General features: G+C 55.4%; 10 protein-coding genes. All 10 read right to left on the reverse strand.

The genetic code is table 11. The features are described 5' to 3' along the window. Positions 1–27: 27 nt before the first annotated feature. Positions 28–1215, reverse strand: a complete 1188-nt coding sequence (locus H581_RS0120600; protein WP_028611662.1) for a cytochrome P450 family protein — start codon at positions 1213–1215, stop codon at positions 28–30. Positions 1216–1260: 45 nt separating this feature from the next. After that, entirely contained in the window at positions 1261–3537 is a 2277-nt protein-coding gene (locus H581_RS0120605) for a beta-glucosidase (RefSeq protein WP_028611663.1), read from the reverse strand. Between the two features lie 55 nt (positions 3538–3592). Further along, on the reverse strand, positions 3593–4546 hold the full coding sequence (locus tag H581_RS34795) for an alpha/beta hydrolase (RefSeq protein WP_084134692.1): 954 nt from the start codon (positions 4544–4546) through the stop codon (positions 3593–3595). A 33-nt stretch (positions 4547–4579) separates the two neighbouring features. Next, on the reverse strand, positions 4580–7417 hold the full coding sequence (locus tag H581_RS34800) for an alpha-L-rhamnosidase (protein WP_084134693.1): 2838 nt from the start codon (positions 7415–7417) through the stop codon (positions 4580–4582). 35 nt (positions 7418–7452) lie between these two features. Then, positions 7453–7581 carry a hypothetical protein gene (locus tag H581_RS39355; RefSeq protein ID WP_281169560.1) on the reverse strand — a complete coding sequence of 43 codons (129 nt, stop codon included), beginning with the start codon at positions 7579–7581 and terminating at the stop codon, positions 7453–7455. A 159-nt stretch (positions 7582–7740) separates the two neighbouring features. Continuing rightward, positions 7741–8244, reverse strand: a complete 504-nt coding sequence (locus H581_RS0120625) for a nucleotidyltransferase domain-containing protein (protein WP_028611664.1) — start codon at positions 8242–8244, stop codon at positions 7741–7743. Between the two features lie 31 nt (positions 8245–8275). After that, positions 8276–9691, reverse strand: a complete 1416-nt coding sequence (locus H581_RS36615) for a cellulase family glycosylhydrolase (protein WP_028611665.1) — start codon at positions 9689–9691, stop codon at positions 8276–8278. 72 nt (positions 9692–9763) lie between these two features. After that, on the reverse strand, positions 9764–10600 hold the full coding sequence (locus tag H581_RS0120635) for a helix-turn-helix domain-containing protein (protein WP_169507532.1): 837 nt from the start codon (positions 10598–10600) through the stop codon (positions 9764–9766). A 28-nt stretch (positions 10601–10628) separates the two neighbouring features. Further along, positions 10629–11987 carry an MFS transporter gene (locus H581_RS34810; protein ID WP_051251138.1) on the reverse strand — a complete coding sequence of 453 codons (1359 nt, stop codon included), beginning with the start codon at positions 11985–11987 and terminating at the stop codon, positions 10629–10631. A 188-nt stretch (positions 11988–12175) separates the two neighbouring features. Further along, entirely contained in the window at positions 12176–14992 is a 2817-nt protein-coding gene (locus H581_RS0120645; protein ID WP_028611667.1) for a glycosyl hydrolase, read from the reverse strand. Positions 14993–15026 lie beyond the last annotated feature (34 nt).

The following is a 15026-nucleotide window of genomic DNA, read 5'->3' on the forward strand; positions in this document are numbered from 1 at the left end:
AAATATTGAATTAATGTTTCGGTAACGCTAAAACAAAACCGGTATCTCTTTCACGCCCCGGATAATCATCCCTGGACGCCATGCCAAATCATCACTGGCCGTCTTTAACCGCAGACCAGGCATTCTTCGGAGCAGCGCGCTGATCGCGATTTCGCCCTCCAGTCGGGCGAGCGGAGCACCGAGACAGTAATGGACCCCCTTGCCGAAGGCAATATGGTTATTGGCCGCACGGGTAATGTCGAAAGTATCCGGATCTGCAAACTGTTCCGGGTCGCGATCGGCCGATGCGAACGATATAAACAGCATCTCGCCTTTTCGGATCCGCTTGCCTCTGATCTCCACGTCGTCCGTCACCCAGCGGATGTTACTGACTTCCGCAGGTCCGTTATACCGCAGCATCTCTTCAATCGCGCCTAGGATAAGCTCAGGCTGAAGCTGCAGCTTCTCCTTCTGCTCCGGATGCTCCAGCAGCGCAAGCACGCCGTTGCCGATCAAGTTGACCGTCGTCTCATGCCCGGCGATAATGAGCACGAAGACGAGCGCATACAGCTCCTGCTCGGATAAGATATCTCCTTCATCCTCGACGCTGAGCAGATCGCTGATCAAATCCTCCTGCAGCTGGCTGCGTCTTCTTGCAATCAAATCCTGCAGGTAATCGACGAAGGCGATCATGACCGCTTCGCTTTGCTCCTCGAACGTCGGATTGTTAAACCCTTCCATGATCACATTCGACCATTCGTGAAATTTATCCTGATCCTCGATCGGAACGCCCAGCATCTCGCAGATGACCATAATTGGCAGCGGAAAGGCGTAATCCTCGATGAGATTCATCTCCCCTTTGTCCTGCACCTGATCGAGAAGCTCATTGCTGATCTCTTCGATACGACCTCGCAGCCGCTCGATCATGCGCGGCGTAAACGCCTTCTGAATCAGACGCCGCAAACGGCGATGGTCGGCAGGGTTGACGCTGAGCAGATTGCGGGAGATGATCTCTTTGTGCGGCTCTTCGGCCTGAGCATGATTCTCAAAGGGAGGGTTCGTCACGAACCGCGTATCATTCAATACGTCTACAGCGTCGTCGTATCTGGTGATCATCCATGCATAATGACCATTTGGCAGAAGAAAACGGTATACAGGATCTTGGTCGCGTATCTCACTGTAGGCCGGATAAGGATTGCGAATAAAATGTTCGTTCAGAAAGTCGATTTTCGACATCAGAGTTCCCTCCTCTAACCGATTTGAAGCCCGTACTTGGACGTGTCAGCTGTTTCTAACCGCGTGATTAAATTGCGCCAGCAACGCAGTAAGCGTCTCTTCCGTCATCGCTCCGTTTGACCAGGGCAGTAGTGCCCGCAGCGGCATGTAGCGCATCATCGCCATCATCATTTCGGATGAAACGGCTTCAGAAGGTGAGATCGACTGATTGAACATCCCTTGCAAATACTCTAGGACAGGGCGTGTCTTCGGATTCTCCATAATATCGCCTAGCGTTGTATTGCGATGAAATACCGGCACGATCTCGGTCGTGGATTGTACGTTCACGGCCGACCGCAGCGCGATTTCGCAGGATGAGCTGCCGATCAAGATTTCATATTCACCCGATTCCGCGTGCCAATTGCACAGATCGGTGTTGTAATAAGCAAAGCTTCGTTTATCCAGCGTGAACGACACCGTTTTCTGTTCACCCGGCGCTATCGCGACCTTGGCGAAGCCCTTCAGCTCCTTCTCCGGACGAACAACGCTAGAGGCGGCGCTGCGGACATACAGCTGCACAATTTCTTTACCGGCTCTGCTGCCCGTGTTCTTCACATTCACGCTCACCTGGACCGTCTCCTGGTCAGTAAGCTCGTGCTTGTCCATTGTCAGATCCGAATAAGCGAATGTGGTATAGCTAAGCCCAAAGCCGAACGGGAAGAGCGGCTCGATGTCCTTTGCCTCGTAATACCGGTATCCTACGAAAATCCCTTCGCGATATTCCACCCGGTCGCCTTCGCCCGGGAAGTACGGATGGGACGGATTGTGCTTCATGCTCATCGGGAACGTCTCCGCAAGCTTGCCGCTTGGATTGGCGTCGCCGAACAGCAGATCGGCCACTGCTCCACCTACGGCCTGCCCGCCCAAATACGCCTCCAGCACGGCTTTGACCTTGCCCAGCCAAGGCATGACAACCGGCGCGCCGTTGCTGAGAACGACCGCAAGTTTCGGTTGAACCGATGCGATTTGTTCGATGAGGTGGATTTGGTTGGCCGGAAGATTGAGGTGCGTCCGGTCGTAGCCTTCCGACTCATAACGGTCGGGCAGACCGATGAACAAAACAGCTGTATCGCAGTCCGCAGCCAGCTTCGTGGCCTCCTCCAGCAGCTCATCTACCGTATCGTCACGGTCCAGATCGTAGCCTTGTGCATAGAAGACCGATGCCCCGCTGCCCGCCGACTTCTCGATTTCCTCACGGATGTTATCCAACTTCGTCGGGTTAATATGGGAGCTGCCGCCGCCTTGATAACGTACTTGTTCTGCCAAAGAGCCGATAACCGCGATCCTTCCAGCCTTAGGGAGAGGAAGCAGGTTGTCTTCATTCTTCATCAGCACCATCGTCTCTCGGGCAGTTTCACGCGCCAGCTGATGATGTGCCTCCTTGTCATACACCGCGTCGGCCTGCTTATTATCGACAGCCTTGAAAATTACTGTCAGCAGCCGCGCCACCGCTCTGTCTAGTGCCTCCACGGACAATTGCCCGCTCTTCACGGCGGTCACGATCTTCTCTTGCCCGACACCGTTGCTTGCCGGCATCTCCAGCTCCATCCCAGCCGCTACGCTGTCGGCCGCTTCGTTCACCGCTCCCCAGTCGGAAACGACAAATCCTTCATGCCCCCACTCTTCCTTCAGAGTTTGCGTGAGTAGACTCTCATTTTCGGAACAATACGTCCCGTTCAGGCGATTGTACGCTGACATGACCGTCCATGGTTGCGCCTTCTTGACAGCGATCTCGAAGCCGGTTAAATAAATCTCGCGTAGCGTGCGTTCATCGACGACCGCATCGGTCGTCATCCGCCGATGTTCCTGATTGTTCACGGCAAAATGCTTCAGTGATGTACCGACGCCTTGGCTCTGCACCCCGGCAATATGCGCAGCCGCCAGAACGCCCGTCAAATAAGGGTCCTCCGAGAAATATTCAAAGTTCCTTCCGCAGAGCGGCGAGCGCTTGATGTTGGCCCCTGGCCCGAGCAGAATGGAGACTCCTTCGGCCTGACATTCCTTGCCCAGCGCTTCGCCTACACGGCGGATCAGCTCCTGGTCCCAGGAGCTAGCAAGACCTGCAGCAGACGGGAAGCAGGTCGACGGCACGCTTTCGTTAAGCCCCAGGTGATCCGCATCACCGGCCTGCTTGCGCAGGCCGTGCGGTCCGTCCGTCATCATGATCGATGGAATACCGAGGCGGTCAATTGCCTTGGTCTCCCAGAAGGAAGCGCCGGAGCATAAGCCGGCCTTCTCCTCCAGCGTCATGGCAGTGATCAAATCGTTGATGTTTCGATTCATTTGGTTCTCTCCTCAGCTTCTAATTTCCAAAACGGGATCGCTTTGAGATCCAGGTTTAATCGTTCAATTCCCTCTTCCGGCAGCAGTTCTCCGCCGAAATCGATGACGGCGCGCAGGGGATCCCCATTGCATCCTGCAGCTGTGGGCTGTCTGCCAGTATCGGCAGCGCGGTTTTGACTTGTTTGCACGCCGGATTCTTCCACAGGACGCCCAACTGGACGTCTACGCCGTATGCTTCGATATCCTCGTTCAGAGGTATCGCTTCAGCCTCCGCCGGAAAATCACCGAATACGTTCTTTATCCAAGCGGTGCACAATTCGAACCACCGTGCCGCGTCATAATCGACCATCGACCGCAAACCGCTTGATGTGACCGGTTTCGCCAGTGACAGCCCGTGCACGCCATTCCGGAAAATATGAAGCTCGAACGGTACCTTCGCGCGATCCATAGCGGAAGCGAACATGAGCGCGTTGTTAACAGGCACGAGCGTATCAGCGAACGTATGGAAAATAAACGTCGGCGGCGTGAACGCATCGACGGCTTCATCCACGCCCGGCACCGGTGCGGGGAAGATGGCGTCCATCGACGCTAGTATGCAAGGGTAGCCAAGGATCAAAGCGTTCGGCCGGACCTTTCCCATCGTGCCCAAAGCAGCGGCCAAATGCCCGCCGGCGGAGAAACCGCATACTGCCACTTTATCCGGATCGATCCCCCATTCCCCGCTCTGCTCCCGGATCATCGTCAGCGCTTCTTCCGCATCCTGGAGAGGTCTCGGAAACGCGGCATTCTGACCGACTGAGTACCTCAGCACAAACGCCTGATAACCTTCCGCCAGAAAAGCCATTGCGACCGGCTCGGCTTCCCGGTCCGAACATCCACGGTACGCGCCGCCGGGAAGAATAAGAACGGCCGGACGGATACTGGTGTTCGGCATCTCATGCGACTGGTCCAAGAGGTATACTGTTAACGTCACGTTTTCATTGCCGAGCTGCCGCGTAAAAGTTTTCAATTGTTCTTCTCCTCCTCATAAAACTTGCTCGCTCTATTCGAGCGGCAAAGCCATCAGTTGCTCATCCAACTGATCCAGCAGGCTTGCTTCCATCGGGTAATAGGCTGCTAGATCCCGAAGCGATGCGTCCCCGACCGAAGCGCTAAGCGTATCCGGGTTCAACGATTCCATGCCCGGAGGGAGAATGCTCTCGATCACGGCTCTTGCGCCGTCATGACGGAGCAGCTCGATCAAAGATGTCTTCGTACTGAACTGCTTGATATAACTCTTGGTCGGCAAGTAGTGGATGATGTAGCTGCCGCTGACCAATTCCAGATGCGTCTCTTCGCCCATCTGTCCGTTGGCGATGCCGCTCGCGGCCAGATTCTGGCCGTTGACGGTAATCGCGTTCACATCCGCATATGGTAGTCGAACTGTCGCCGAGGCGTTGAATGGAATTACAAAATGGAACGTAAGATGTCCTTCCTCGCTGAACGCCCACTCGCTCTTATACGTACCCGAGGCAGATTCCACTTGAGCCTTTGCCCACTTGATCCGGAAATCCGGCTGCGGCGCCAATACCGCGCGGCGGAAGCCTGGCGCTTCTTCGACCGGATTGATCCCCGCGATCGTGCGGTACATCCATTCGGCGATCGCACCGTATGCATAGTGATTCAGCGAGTTCATGCCGGTGCTGCTGATTTTGCCGTCCGGCATGATCGAATTCCAGCGCTCCCATATGGTAGTGGCACCTAGCTTGACGGCATACAGCCAGCTAGGGTAGTCGTCGTTAAGCAGCAACGTATATGCTAGGTCGTTGCAGCCATTGCCCGATAATACCGGGTTCAAGTACGGTGTGCCAACGAAACCAGTCTTCAAATGGTTGCGGTCGATCTTTAGCCGCTTGCGCAGTGCCTCCACGACCTTCGTTCTGTAAACATGCGGAACCAGGTCCATGAACAGGGCGACCGCATAAGCGGTTTGCGTATCGAGCGCCAAACGGCCGGTTTTCGAGAAAAACTCGTTTTCGATCGCCGTCTTCACCTCGTCCGAAATCCGTCCGTAATAGTCGGCCATATCGTCCTTCCTAAGCACTTTCGCCGCTTTCGCGAGCAGCTGCGAAGAATAGCGGTAGTAGGCCGAAGCGATAAAATCCGTATCCGTTCCGCCCATTGGGGAATCGGGGTTGCTGCCGTCGAGAGCCAGCCAATCGCCGAAGTGGAATCCAGTCGTCCACAACCTCCGTTGGCCCGATGCCTCATCCGCGTTGATGATATAGTCGACCCACCCCTTCATACTCTCGAACTGCTGCTCCAGAATGGTTTTATCGCCATAATGGAGATAAACGTTCCACGGAATGATGGTCGCCGCATCCGCCCAGGCGCTGGAGCCGCCGCCCTGCACGTTGGCTGCGGGTATCACCATTGGCACCATGCCGCCGCGCACTTCTTGCTCCCGGCCCATGTCATAACCGTACTTGCTGAAGAAGGCGTACGCATCCATGTTAAAGCACGCCGTGCCGGAGAATACCTGCGCATCGCCAGTCCAGCCCATCCGTTCGTCACGCTGAGGGCAGTCCGTCGGAACGTCGAGGAAGTTGCCCTTCTGCCCCCACATCGCGTTCTGGAACAGCCGGTTCACGAGTGGGTTGCTGGTCTCGAAGCTGCCTGTCTCCTCCAGATCGGAGTAAAGTACGCAACCGGTGAAGTCATTCGGATTCAGTTCGCCCGGCCAGCCTTCGACCTTCACGTACCGGAATCCGTAGAACGTGAAGTACGGGCGAACGACCGCTTCCGTACCATCGGCCGTATAGTGATATTCCGCCTTCGCCGTGCGCAGGTTCTCGCGATAGAAATTGCCGTCCTGCAGCACTTCGCCGTGATACAGCGAAATGACGGTACCCTTAGGCGCGTTAGTACGGAACCGGATCCAGCCGACCATGTTCTGCCCCATGTCGAGTACGGTTTCACCAGACGGCGTCCGAAAGACCTCGATCGGCTTGCGTTCTTCTTTCACGACGACAGGTAGGCTCAACCGCGCTTTCAGGCGGTCATAAGCGAGGTCGCCTTCGCGGACCGCGAACGACTCTGAAGACACAAACGTCGCGTCGTAGATTTCGCCGTCGTAGAGGTTCCCGCCCATGACCTTGCTCTTTGCCGCCGTCCAGTCCGTATCGGATGCGATCACAGTCTTCGTGCCGTCCGTATACGTCACCACGATTTCGCACATAAGCGCGAATTCATTACCGTACAGCTCATCCGTATGCCCTTCGAAGCCGAACCGGCCTTTGTACAGCCCGTTGCCGAGGCTGACCGCCATCCGGTTCTCACCCTGCCGCAGCAGCTCCGTCACGTCGTAGGTCTGGTACTGCAACCACTTCTGATAAGCGTTGAAATGAGGTGCGAAGTACTCGTCGCCTGCTTTCGCGCCGTTGATCTCCATTTCGTACAGCCCCAGCCCGCAAACGTACGCGCGCGCCGACGCGACTGGTCCGGTCAGCTCAAATGAGCGACTGAGGACAGGATGAACGTCCTTGTCCAGCTCGGGTACGATCCACTTCGCGCTCCATGGCTCATCCAGCTTCGCCGTCTCGAACCAAGCAATGTCGCTGACCGCACGGTCGCCGTTGTCCGCCCACACTTGCACTCGCCAATAATAGCGGGTTCTAGGGAGTAGATCGATCGGCAGCTCGAAGGCGAGGCTGTCTATATCGTCCCGCACGCCGCTGTCGAAGACGATGTTGAAGAAGTTCTCGTCCAATGCGACTTCATATTGCGCCGAAATCTGTTTCTTGGCGTCCGTCTCCGTAACGACGTACGACAGCCGCGGCTTACCCAGCGAGAAGCCGAGCGGGTTGATAATTCGGTTTGTTTTCAAACGAGTGATTTTCATATCATTCTTCCTTTCTCATTCGCTTTAAGATGCCGTTAACGATCGGATAATGACGGTGCCTGCTCGATCCAGTTCCACTCGTTGTTGTCGACGAACAAACTCACAGCTTGCTCGAACGACAGCCCCGGATCCCGGAATTCGAGCATCATTACGGCAAAAGCCATACATTTGTCCGCTGACGGATTCTCCAATAAATCGTTGGCTTTCCGGATAAAGTTCTATGGCTTCTCAGGTGCCTTTTCGATCTCATCCATCATCGACTTGTGACAAGGAAACTGAATCCGATTGTGCCCGAGGATGATACGCCCCCCGAACAGGACGAGTCAATTTGCGGCATGATACATAAGATACGTGTTGTTTTTCTTGGAAGCTTCGCTTGCGAAATAAAAACCATACAGATAGATTTGTCCATAGAAATCTCTCATATTCCGTTCACGGTTCAGCTCCGGATAGACCGGAATCGTGGCAATCAGTTTTACTATGTTCGGCAGGCGGGAGAAGACGACCGCGGATCCGATAAAGGTAGCTCTAGTCGGCTCGCTCCCCCGTTCGGCGGCCAGTTCCAGGAACCGTACGTTCACCATCTTGCCGTCTATATATCCGCCATCGTAATCGCAGACTTCCCGATTGAAGTACGACAGTTGGTCTGCCTGTTTCCGCTGTTGAAAGGCCTTGTCTGTTAGAACGATAAAGACATCGATATCCGAAGATTCTTTCGCGCGCCCTTGCGCAATGGAGCCTGACGTGATAAGCGCTACGATCACCAGATCCTGCCGCATCACTTCCGCCAAGCGGTTCAATGCCCTTCGATGATGTTCGTGCATCATGCCAACCCACCTTATGCATGGGCTATCGGCATCAGCCGATAGCAGCCTCGAGTATCCCGTCTTCCATCGCGATAATCGTGACGAAACCTCCGGAAGCATCTTCGAATGGTTCAATGGTTACTTCTGATTGGCCTGAAACGGATACGTTATGATGACGGACTACCGATAAATCCGGCATATATAATGTCGTCTTCCCATTTTTCCTAGCTTCCCACTTCGCCGTCAGCGTCTTCATTTCGTAATCGTAATGATACGATTGTAGATTGCCTGCAACCTTAACGGGATAACCTCTTTCTAAACTCCGATAATTTTCGTCGTTTTCCATACCTGAGACATATTGATGGTAGGTACTGCTCCACAAATACGCCTCTAAAATTCCCGTCATATATTCAATGAGATCGTTTGTGAAATCTCCGCTTGGAAAGTTCCCCCATTCCCCGACGATCACCGGCATTTGCAATTCCAGCTGCGAGGCGCGCTTCTGGGCGAAAATATTCGTTACGTTCTCCTTGCTGTAGGCATCGTATCGATCACTATCTACCACGGAATCATAGCCATGCGGCGCATAAATCTGCTGAGCATCGACATTTCCATTCGAGTCGGTCAGCTTTTGAAGGCCGGTTTTCACGACCGTGCCGTATACATTGGCGCCGATAACTAACGGGACCTCGCATACCTTCCGAACGGCTCTCAAGATTCGGTTGTAGAACGGCATTAAGATCTCCTTGTCGAACTTGTCGAATTGCTCCGTCAGAATCGCCATCATGATGCCGTGCTCCGTGGGAGTAACGGCCTGTGCATTAGTCATATCGAATGCGGGGTTGGATTGTTTGATTGTTTCCATGGCCATGCCGAAGGCTTGCGGAGCAAGGCTTCCCATATAGGGCTCATTCATGGGCTCGAATCCGATGATATTGGAATACGTCTTGAACTTGCCGGCGATATGTTCCCACATGGCCTCATAGTGGTCCAATAAGCCGACGCCGTCGGCAGCTTCCCGATTCGCCCAGAAGTTATCTGCTGCTTTGATAACGGCCGGACTCTTGAGGTAAGCTTCGTACCAGATGGTGAGATCAGCCGGATGGTCCAGCCCTTCGTCCAACGCAGCCCATTCCGGCGCTCCGTCAATGAATTTGACCGAGAACAGATCTTGGTGCATGTCAAGAAATACGTAAATGCCGCACTTCTCGGCGATTTGCACGACCTTGGCCACCTTGTCCAGATACGAGTCATCGTACACCCCCGGCTTCGGCTCGACGCCGTCCCAGAATATGCCCAGCCGAATCAGATTGAACCCTCGCTTAGCGTATAGCGTCAGCTTATTCTCTATATTCGGTTCCAGATAATCCATTTCTCTGTCTCTGCATATGAAACATAAACCGTTCATCAATACCTGATTTCCATCTTCGTCCACAAATTGCATGCCGCTTACTTGTATGCGTTTCATGTCGACCTCCTCCATTCTTACTATAAAAATATCAGAGCACCAGCCGCGAAACTATGTGGAATCGCGCCATCTTCACGGCTTGCCGCCGCGGTTGTGAAGCAGCCGGAACGCGGCCGGCGTCATGCCGCAATTTTCGCGGAACAGCCGGTAGAAATAGTTCATGTCGTAGATGCCGACCTTCTCCGCGATCGACTGGATGCTCCATGAGGTATATTGAAGCATTCCGCAGCTGTAGCGGATCCGCATCTCCTGCAGCATCTGCATGAAGGAGCGTCCGGTCACCGATTTGAACACACGTTGGAAATGCCGGCTGCTCATCGAGACAAAGCGGCTCATCTCCGATAGGGTAAGCCGGCTCATCACCCTAGAGCTCATATGTTGAAGCACTTGATGCACAGGTACTTCACCGCTCGCGACATACTGAATATCTTCCTTGACCGATTTGGACTGGAGCAGCTCGGTCAACTGCTTCCATAATTCGAGAAGATTCCTCCCTGAAGCTTCCGAAGACTCCCGCTGTTCAAGGAACATGCGGCCGAGAAGCCGCTTGAATTCGCCGCCATGCTCGCGATAGGCCCGCCAACTCCGCGGGATCTGCGATGCTGCGCCGCCAAGCTTATTTGCCTGGCATAAGCAATTGATAATCCGCAGCGGCCGCTCGCCCGTCAGTTCCTCCGGCTGGAAGACATGCGTTTCGTACGCCGGGATGAGGAATAAATCGCCCCGGGACACACGCAAAATCTTGTCGCCGACATAATGCAGACCGTCACCATCTTCGATATAGGCCACTTCGACGAAATCGTGCCGATGCCGCGTCAGATAAGGAAATTCCAGCGCCCGCTCCACTCGGATCGGCATTTCGTCCTTGAAGAAGACGCTTCCGGGATACAACGGGTATTCGATCATCATTTCCATCTCCTTTCGTTCGTGCGTCGCTTTAGACGATCGTTTCTCTTCTGCGTTCCAGATCGTCCAGGATGCGCGTGTACTGCTTCTCCAGTGAGTAGAAGAACAGCAGAATGGCAATGCATACATAAATGATCAATGGAATAGTAATATTAAACGAGATTATCATCGATTTGGCCGACTCCGGCTGCACGGCAGCCCCTTCTTTGTAATGCCCCCAAGCCAGCATCCATCCGATCAAGGCCGTTCCGATCGCGGTGCCGATTTTGCCGAAGAAGCCGCTTAAGCTGTTCGTCAGTCCGACGATACGCTGCCCGTGCTTCCATTCCCCGTATTCGATCGTATCGGCCATAAGCGGCGAGAGCACGATCATCAGCGGGATCATACCGAACGCTTGAATCAGCGAACCGACGAGGCCGAGCATGACGCCGGCCGGATCGATCAGGCGCAGCAGAAGGCCGACCGCTCCGATCGCGAGACCGAGAATCGCCGTATTCCGTCTTCCGATTCGTTTAATCGCCGGCCCGGAAAGCAGGAAGACGGCAATGACGGGAATAAGGCCGATCCCGCCCATGATGCTGACCAGATTGACGTCGTTCCAGATATATTTGGCGTAATACATGCCCGAAGTCCCAGACATCGCGAACAAAATGTTGGCAAACAGGCCCGCACATGCGATGAAGAGCCAGTATTTGTTCGTGAACAGCAGCTTCATGCCCACCCATAAGGACAACGATTTCTTGACCTCGCCCAGCTGCTTGAGCTGCTCTGTGTTATACTTCTCCTTCACGGAACGGAAAGCGATATAGACGCCGAGGGAAGCGACCGCGCCGAATATGGCCGCAAGCAGCATCCATTCCCGTCTTCCGCCGCCCATCGTGTTCACGATCGGAATGAACCCGACCGCCACGACCATGCCCGCCAAATAGCCGAACCCCGAACGGTAAATGCCCATAAACGAGCGGTCCGCCGGGCTTCTTGTCGTTAACACCATCAGGCTTCCGTACGGTATAGAAATCGGCGTGTAGACCCCCACGAAGAACAGAATGTTGGTCGCTACCGCATACGCGACCTTCGCATTCGGGCTCATATCCGGCACCGAGAACAGCAGCAGGATCGAAACGAATAGTGGAACGATCATCCAGAGAAGCCACGGTCGTGCCTGCCCATGCCTGGATTTTGTCCGGTCGACGAGAACGCCCATGCCGATATCAGCCATGGCGTCAAGCGCTTTGGTCAACAGCATGATCGTGCCCACCAGCCCCGCGGATACCCCGACGATATCCGTATAGTAGTACGTGATCATCCCAAGCAGGCCGGTTGCGATATTCAGGGAAAATTGCCCCATGGCATCTCCCGCCAAAGCTTTGTTCGATAACTCTCTGCTCATCTTTAGTCCCTCCAAGTTATACGTCGTTCTAGCTGCATAACTTAAGTGTATTGGATCGCGAAACTACGATATATAACGCAATCTAAAGATGGCATAATCGATTCTTAACTTAGCGGATCGTTATCGTCCTCATAAAAAAACCCTCTTCCGCGGTTAGTAGTCATGTCCGCTAAGAGGGTTTATACAGATTAGTAACGAATGAGAACCGGCCCCATTAAGCCGCAATCCTGCAGCTGCCTGGCCGGGTCGGATGCGCTGAGCGCATTGTTCAGCGTCGTAGCCACTTCGACCTCGACCGTATTTACGCCGCTCCGCATGAAGCCACCGATGCTGACGCGCCGGTCGATTTGGTCGGCATGCAGCCGCGTCCCATTAACAGTCAGCCGGAACGTATCGCTCAATTCTCCAAGGTCCAGCACCGCATGCATGAATAGGTCCGAATTCGCATCAAGCTCGAACTCGGTTCGGTATCGGCCGATGCCGGATATGATCTTCAGCACCGGGATGTCCGTCCAGGACTTCAGTTCGTCCAATTCTATCTCGATGGCCGTGAGCTTCGTTTCCGTCGGATGACTGCCCGCCGTCCAGCTTTCCACGGTTAACGACCAGCTGTTCAACTGGATTTCGCAGCAGTCTGCAGCGGGCTCCGGTGCAGCCACTACCTCTGGACCGGCCGCGCCGCCTTCGGCAGTGGCAATCAATGCTGCCGCATTCGGCGCCAGACGGAGCTTGGCTGCGATCCGTCCGGAACCCGTGCGCGCTCCGGCCAACGGACGGATCGCACCGTCCCATGCATTCAGCATGAATGGCTGCCCTTCGCCGACCAACACCACTTCCCCTATGAACGTCTCCTCTAGACTCGGATTATACAGAAAATAATAGTTCGCTCCGTCCGCATAACGGCGGACGGTCAACAGGTGCGAACCGCCGCTAGTCCGCGCCGCGGGTTCCACCGACAGCTGCGCCAGCGAAACGACCGCGTCCCGTTGGGTTGAAGCAATGTTGACTGTCGGCAGCTCCATCAACCGCTTCAACCGATCCTGCAGCTCGGTGTCCTCGGCTTCCATTCGTCCCCAACTGCCTTGATAGGAAATCGTCTGATTCGGCGCTTCCCCGACGATCACGACCGGCAGCCCTTGCTCCGCGAGTGCAATCAGCTTCTCTGCCGTCCGGACGGACATATCCGAAGGCATCCACTCTCCTCTATCCGTATTCTTGCGCATGTCGACGACGATCGCCTTATAGGCCGGTCCGTCGGCCGCAAGCGCCGGCTTCCCGTCGAACGTACCGACGGACGCCTGCTCCAAATCGAGCAGCGCGGGACTGACGAAATCGTACGAATATCCCGCTTGCTCGAATACGGTCGGCTCCGTTCCCATTCCGTGATGGATACCATCGATATGGTACCGGTAGACCGCCAGATCGACCTTCGGCTTGCCGGTTCGCAGCACGAATTGATTCCGGGCGATATAATCCGCGATGTCCCTCGCATGCCGGGAGTGCGGCTGCCGCCCGCCCCACTCGTTCGAAAAACGGGTACCCATCAAGGAAAGACCCGGCCACTGGAACATGGCGCCGAACGGATCGCCGACGGACGCTGTCTCGTACGACATGCCGTGCAGAACGGCTTGGTTGACGCCGGCTGCCATCCCGCGGTGCAGCTGCCAGAGCAGGCCGAAATCTTTACCGGTCCAAGTTTGCTTATAGCCGTAGCCCATGACCGCGCCGACTTCGATCGAGTAGATCTCCTTGTCCGAAAGATGCGCGGCGCCGGATTGGAACCGATAACCGTCCGTCGAATCCCCGAAACCGAGCGATTCCGTCTCGGGAATGTCGACCTCCAGCAATCCTGCGGTCAGCTCCGTAGGCATCCCGTACGTCTGATAGCGGAGCGTCATGCGATGGCTGTTCGCCCACTGCCTCAGAATCCGCAGGTGATTCTCGCGGAACAGATCTGTCAGCGTCGCGAAGAAATCGTTCCGGATGCGGCGATTAACCTCGCGATAGTCAAAATCGTACTCGGAATCGCCGTCTGTCATGCCGCCTGCGCCCAGCTGGTACAACCCCTTCAAGAACAAAGATGGCAGGTAAGGAGTCAAGTCGTACCCCCGCCGTTCGCGGAACTCCTGCAGCAGATCCGGCGTCCAGATGGTGACCGCCATCGGCGTTCCCCCGTACATGCCGCCCAGCATCGTCGCATTCAGCTCGATGGAATCGCAGAACAAGCTGCCTGCGTTCCGCTCGTACAATTCCCGAAGCTGCGTGTCGCCAAGCAAATGGCTGTCCCAATAGTCCGTGACCGCCTCGGCGGCTTCCTTCGAGAAGTGGTCGATAACCGGAGCGGCCGCGGAATCGTTCATCTGGCCGTTCGTCTGGCTCCAGAACCCGAACAAGCACCACTCGCCGTCATCAGGGGCCGTCCATTGTACGCGGTTGTTCTGTGCGTCCACGGCTTCCCTGTCCGTCAGGTCGATTGCCGTATCAAGGGCAAGCGTCTCTAGCTTCCCGACCGTCGAAGGGCCGGCAAGCTTTCGGGCCGCGGTAACGGCGACCAGCTTGCGCGGCCGCTCGGATTCGATCGTTTCCGATTCGGGGATCGGGCCGTTATATGTTCCGTCGAAGGATATCATCCCTACGTGAAGCCCTTGCGTGCAGCGGGGATCGTCCCGATCCAAGATGGCGGGCGTCGCAATCGGCCACAGGGGCCCGACCGTAAAGTCCAGCCGGAAATCGAGCGGGATTGCCGCCTCCAGGGTCGCCTTCATCCGGTCATTCCATTCGGAGGAACCGAACCCATATTTTTCATAGTCGGACTGGCCCACGCCGTCCGAAGGGACGGCGAAGAAATGAATGATTTCCGCGCCGCCGTAACCGGCATCCGCGAGCCATTCGATCTCCCGCTTGATCTCGGCGTTGCTCATGAAAGCGCCGGGAAGCCACCAACGCATCTTCGGGCGGTTCTGGTTCACCGGGGATTGGAATTGCTTTATCATTTGTTCTTTCATGCTCACGCACGCTCCTTCTGTTCCGAAGACCGGC

Origin of the sequence: Paenibacillus harenae DSM 16969, from assembly GCF_000422465.1 — a bacterium.
GTDB classification, from domain to species: domain Bacteria; phylum Bacillota; class Bacilli; order Paenibacillales; family Paenibacillaceae; genus Pristimantibacillus; species Pristimantibacillus harenae.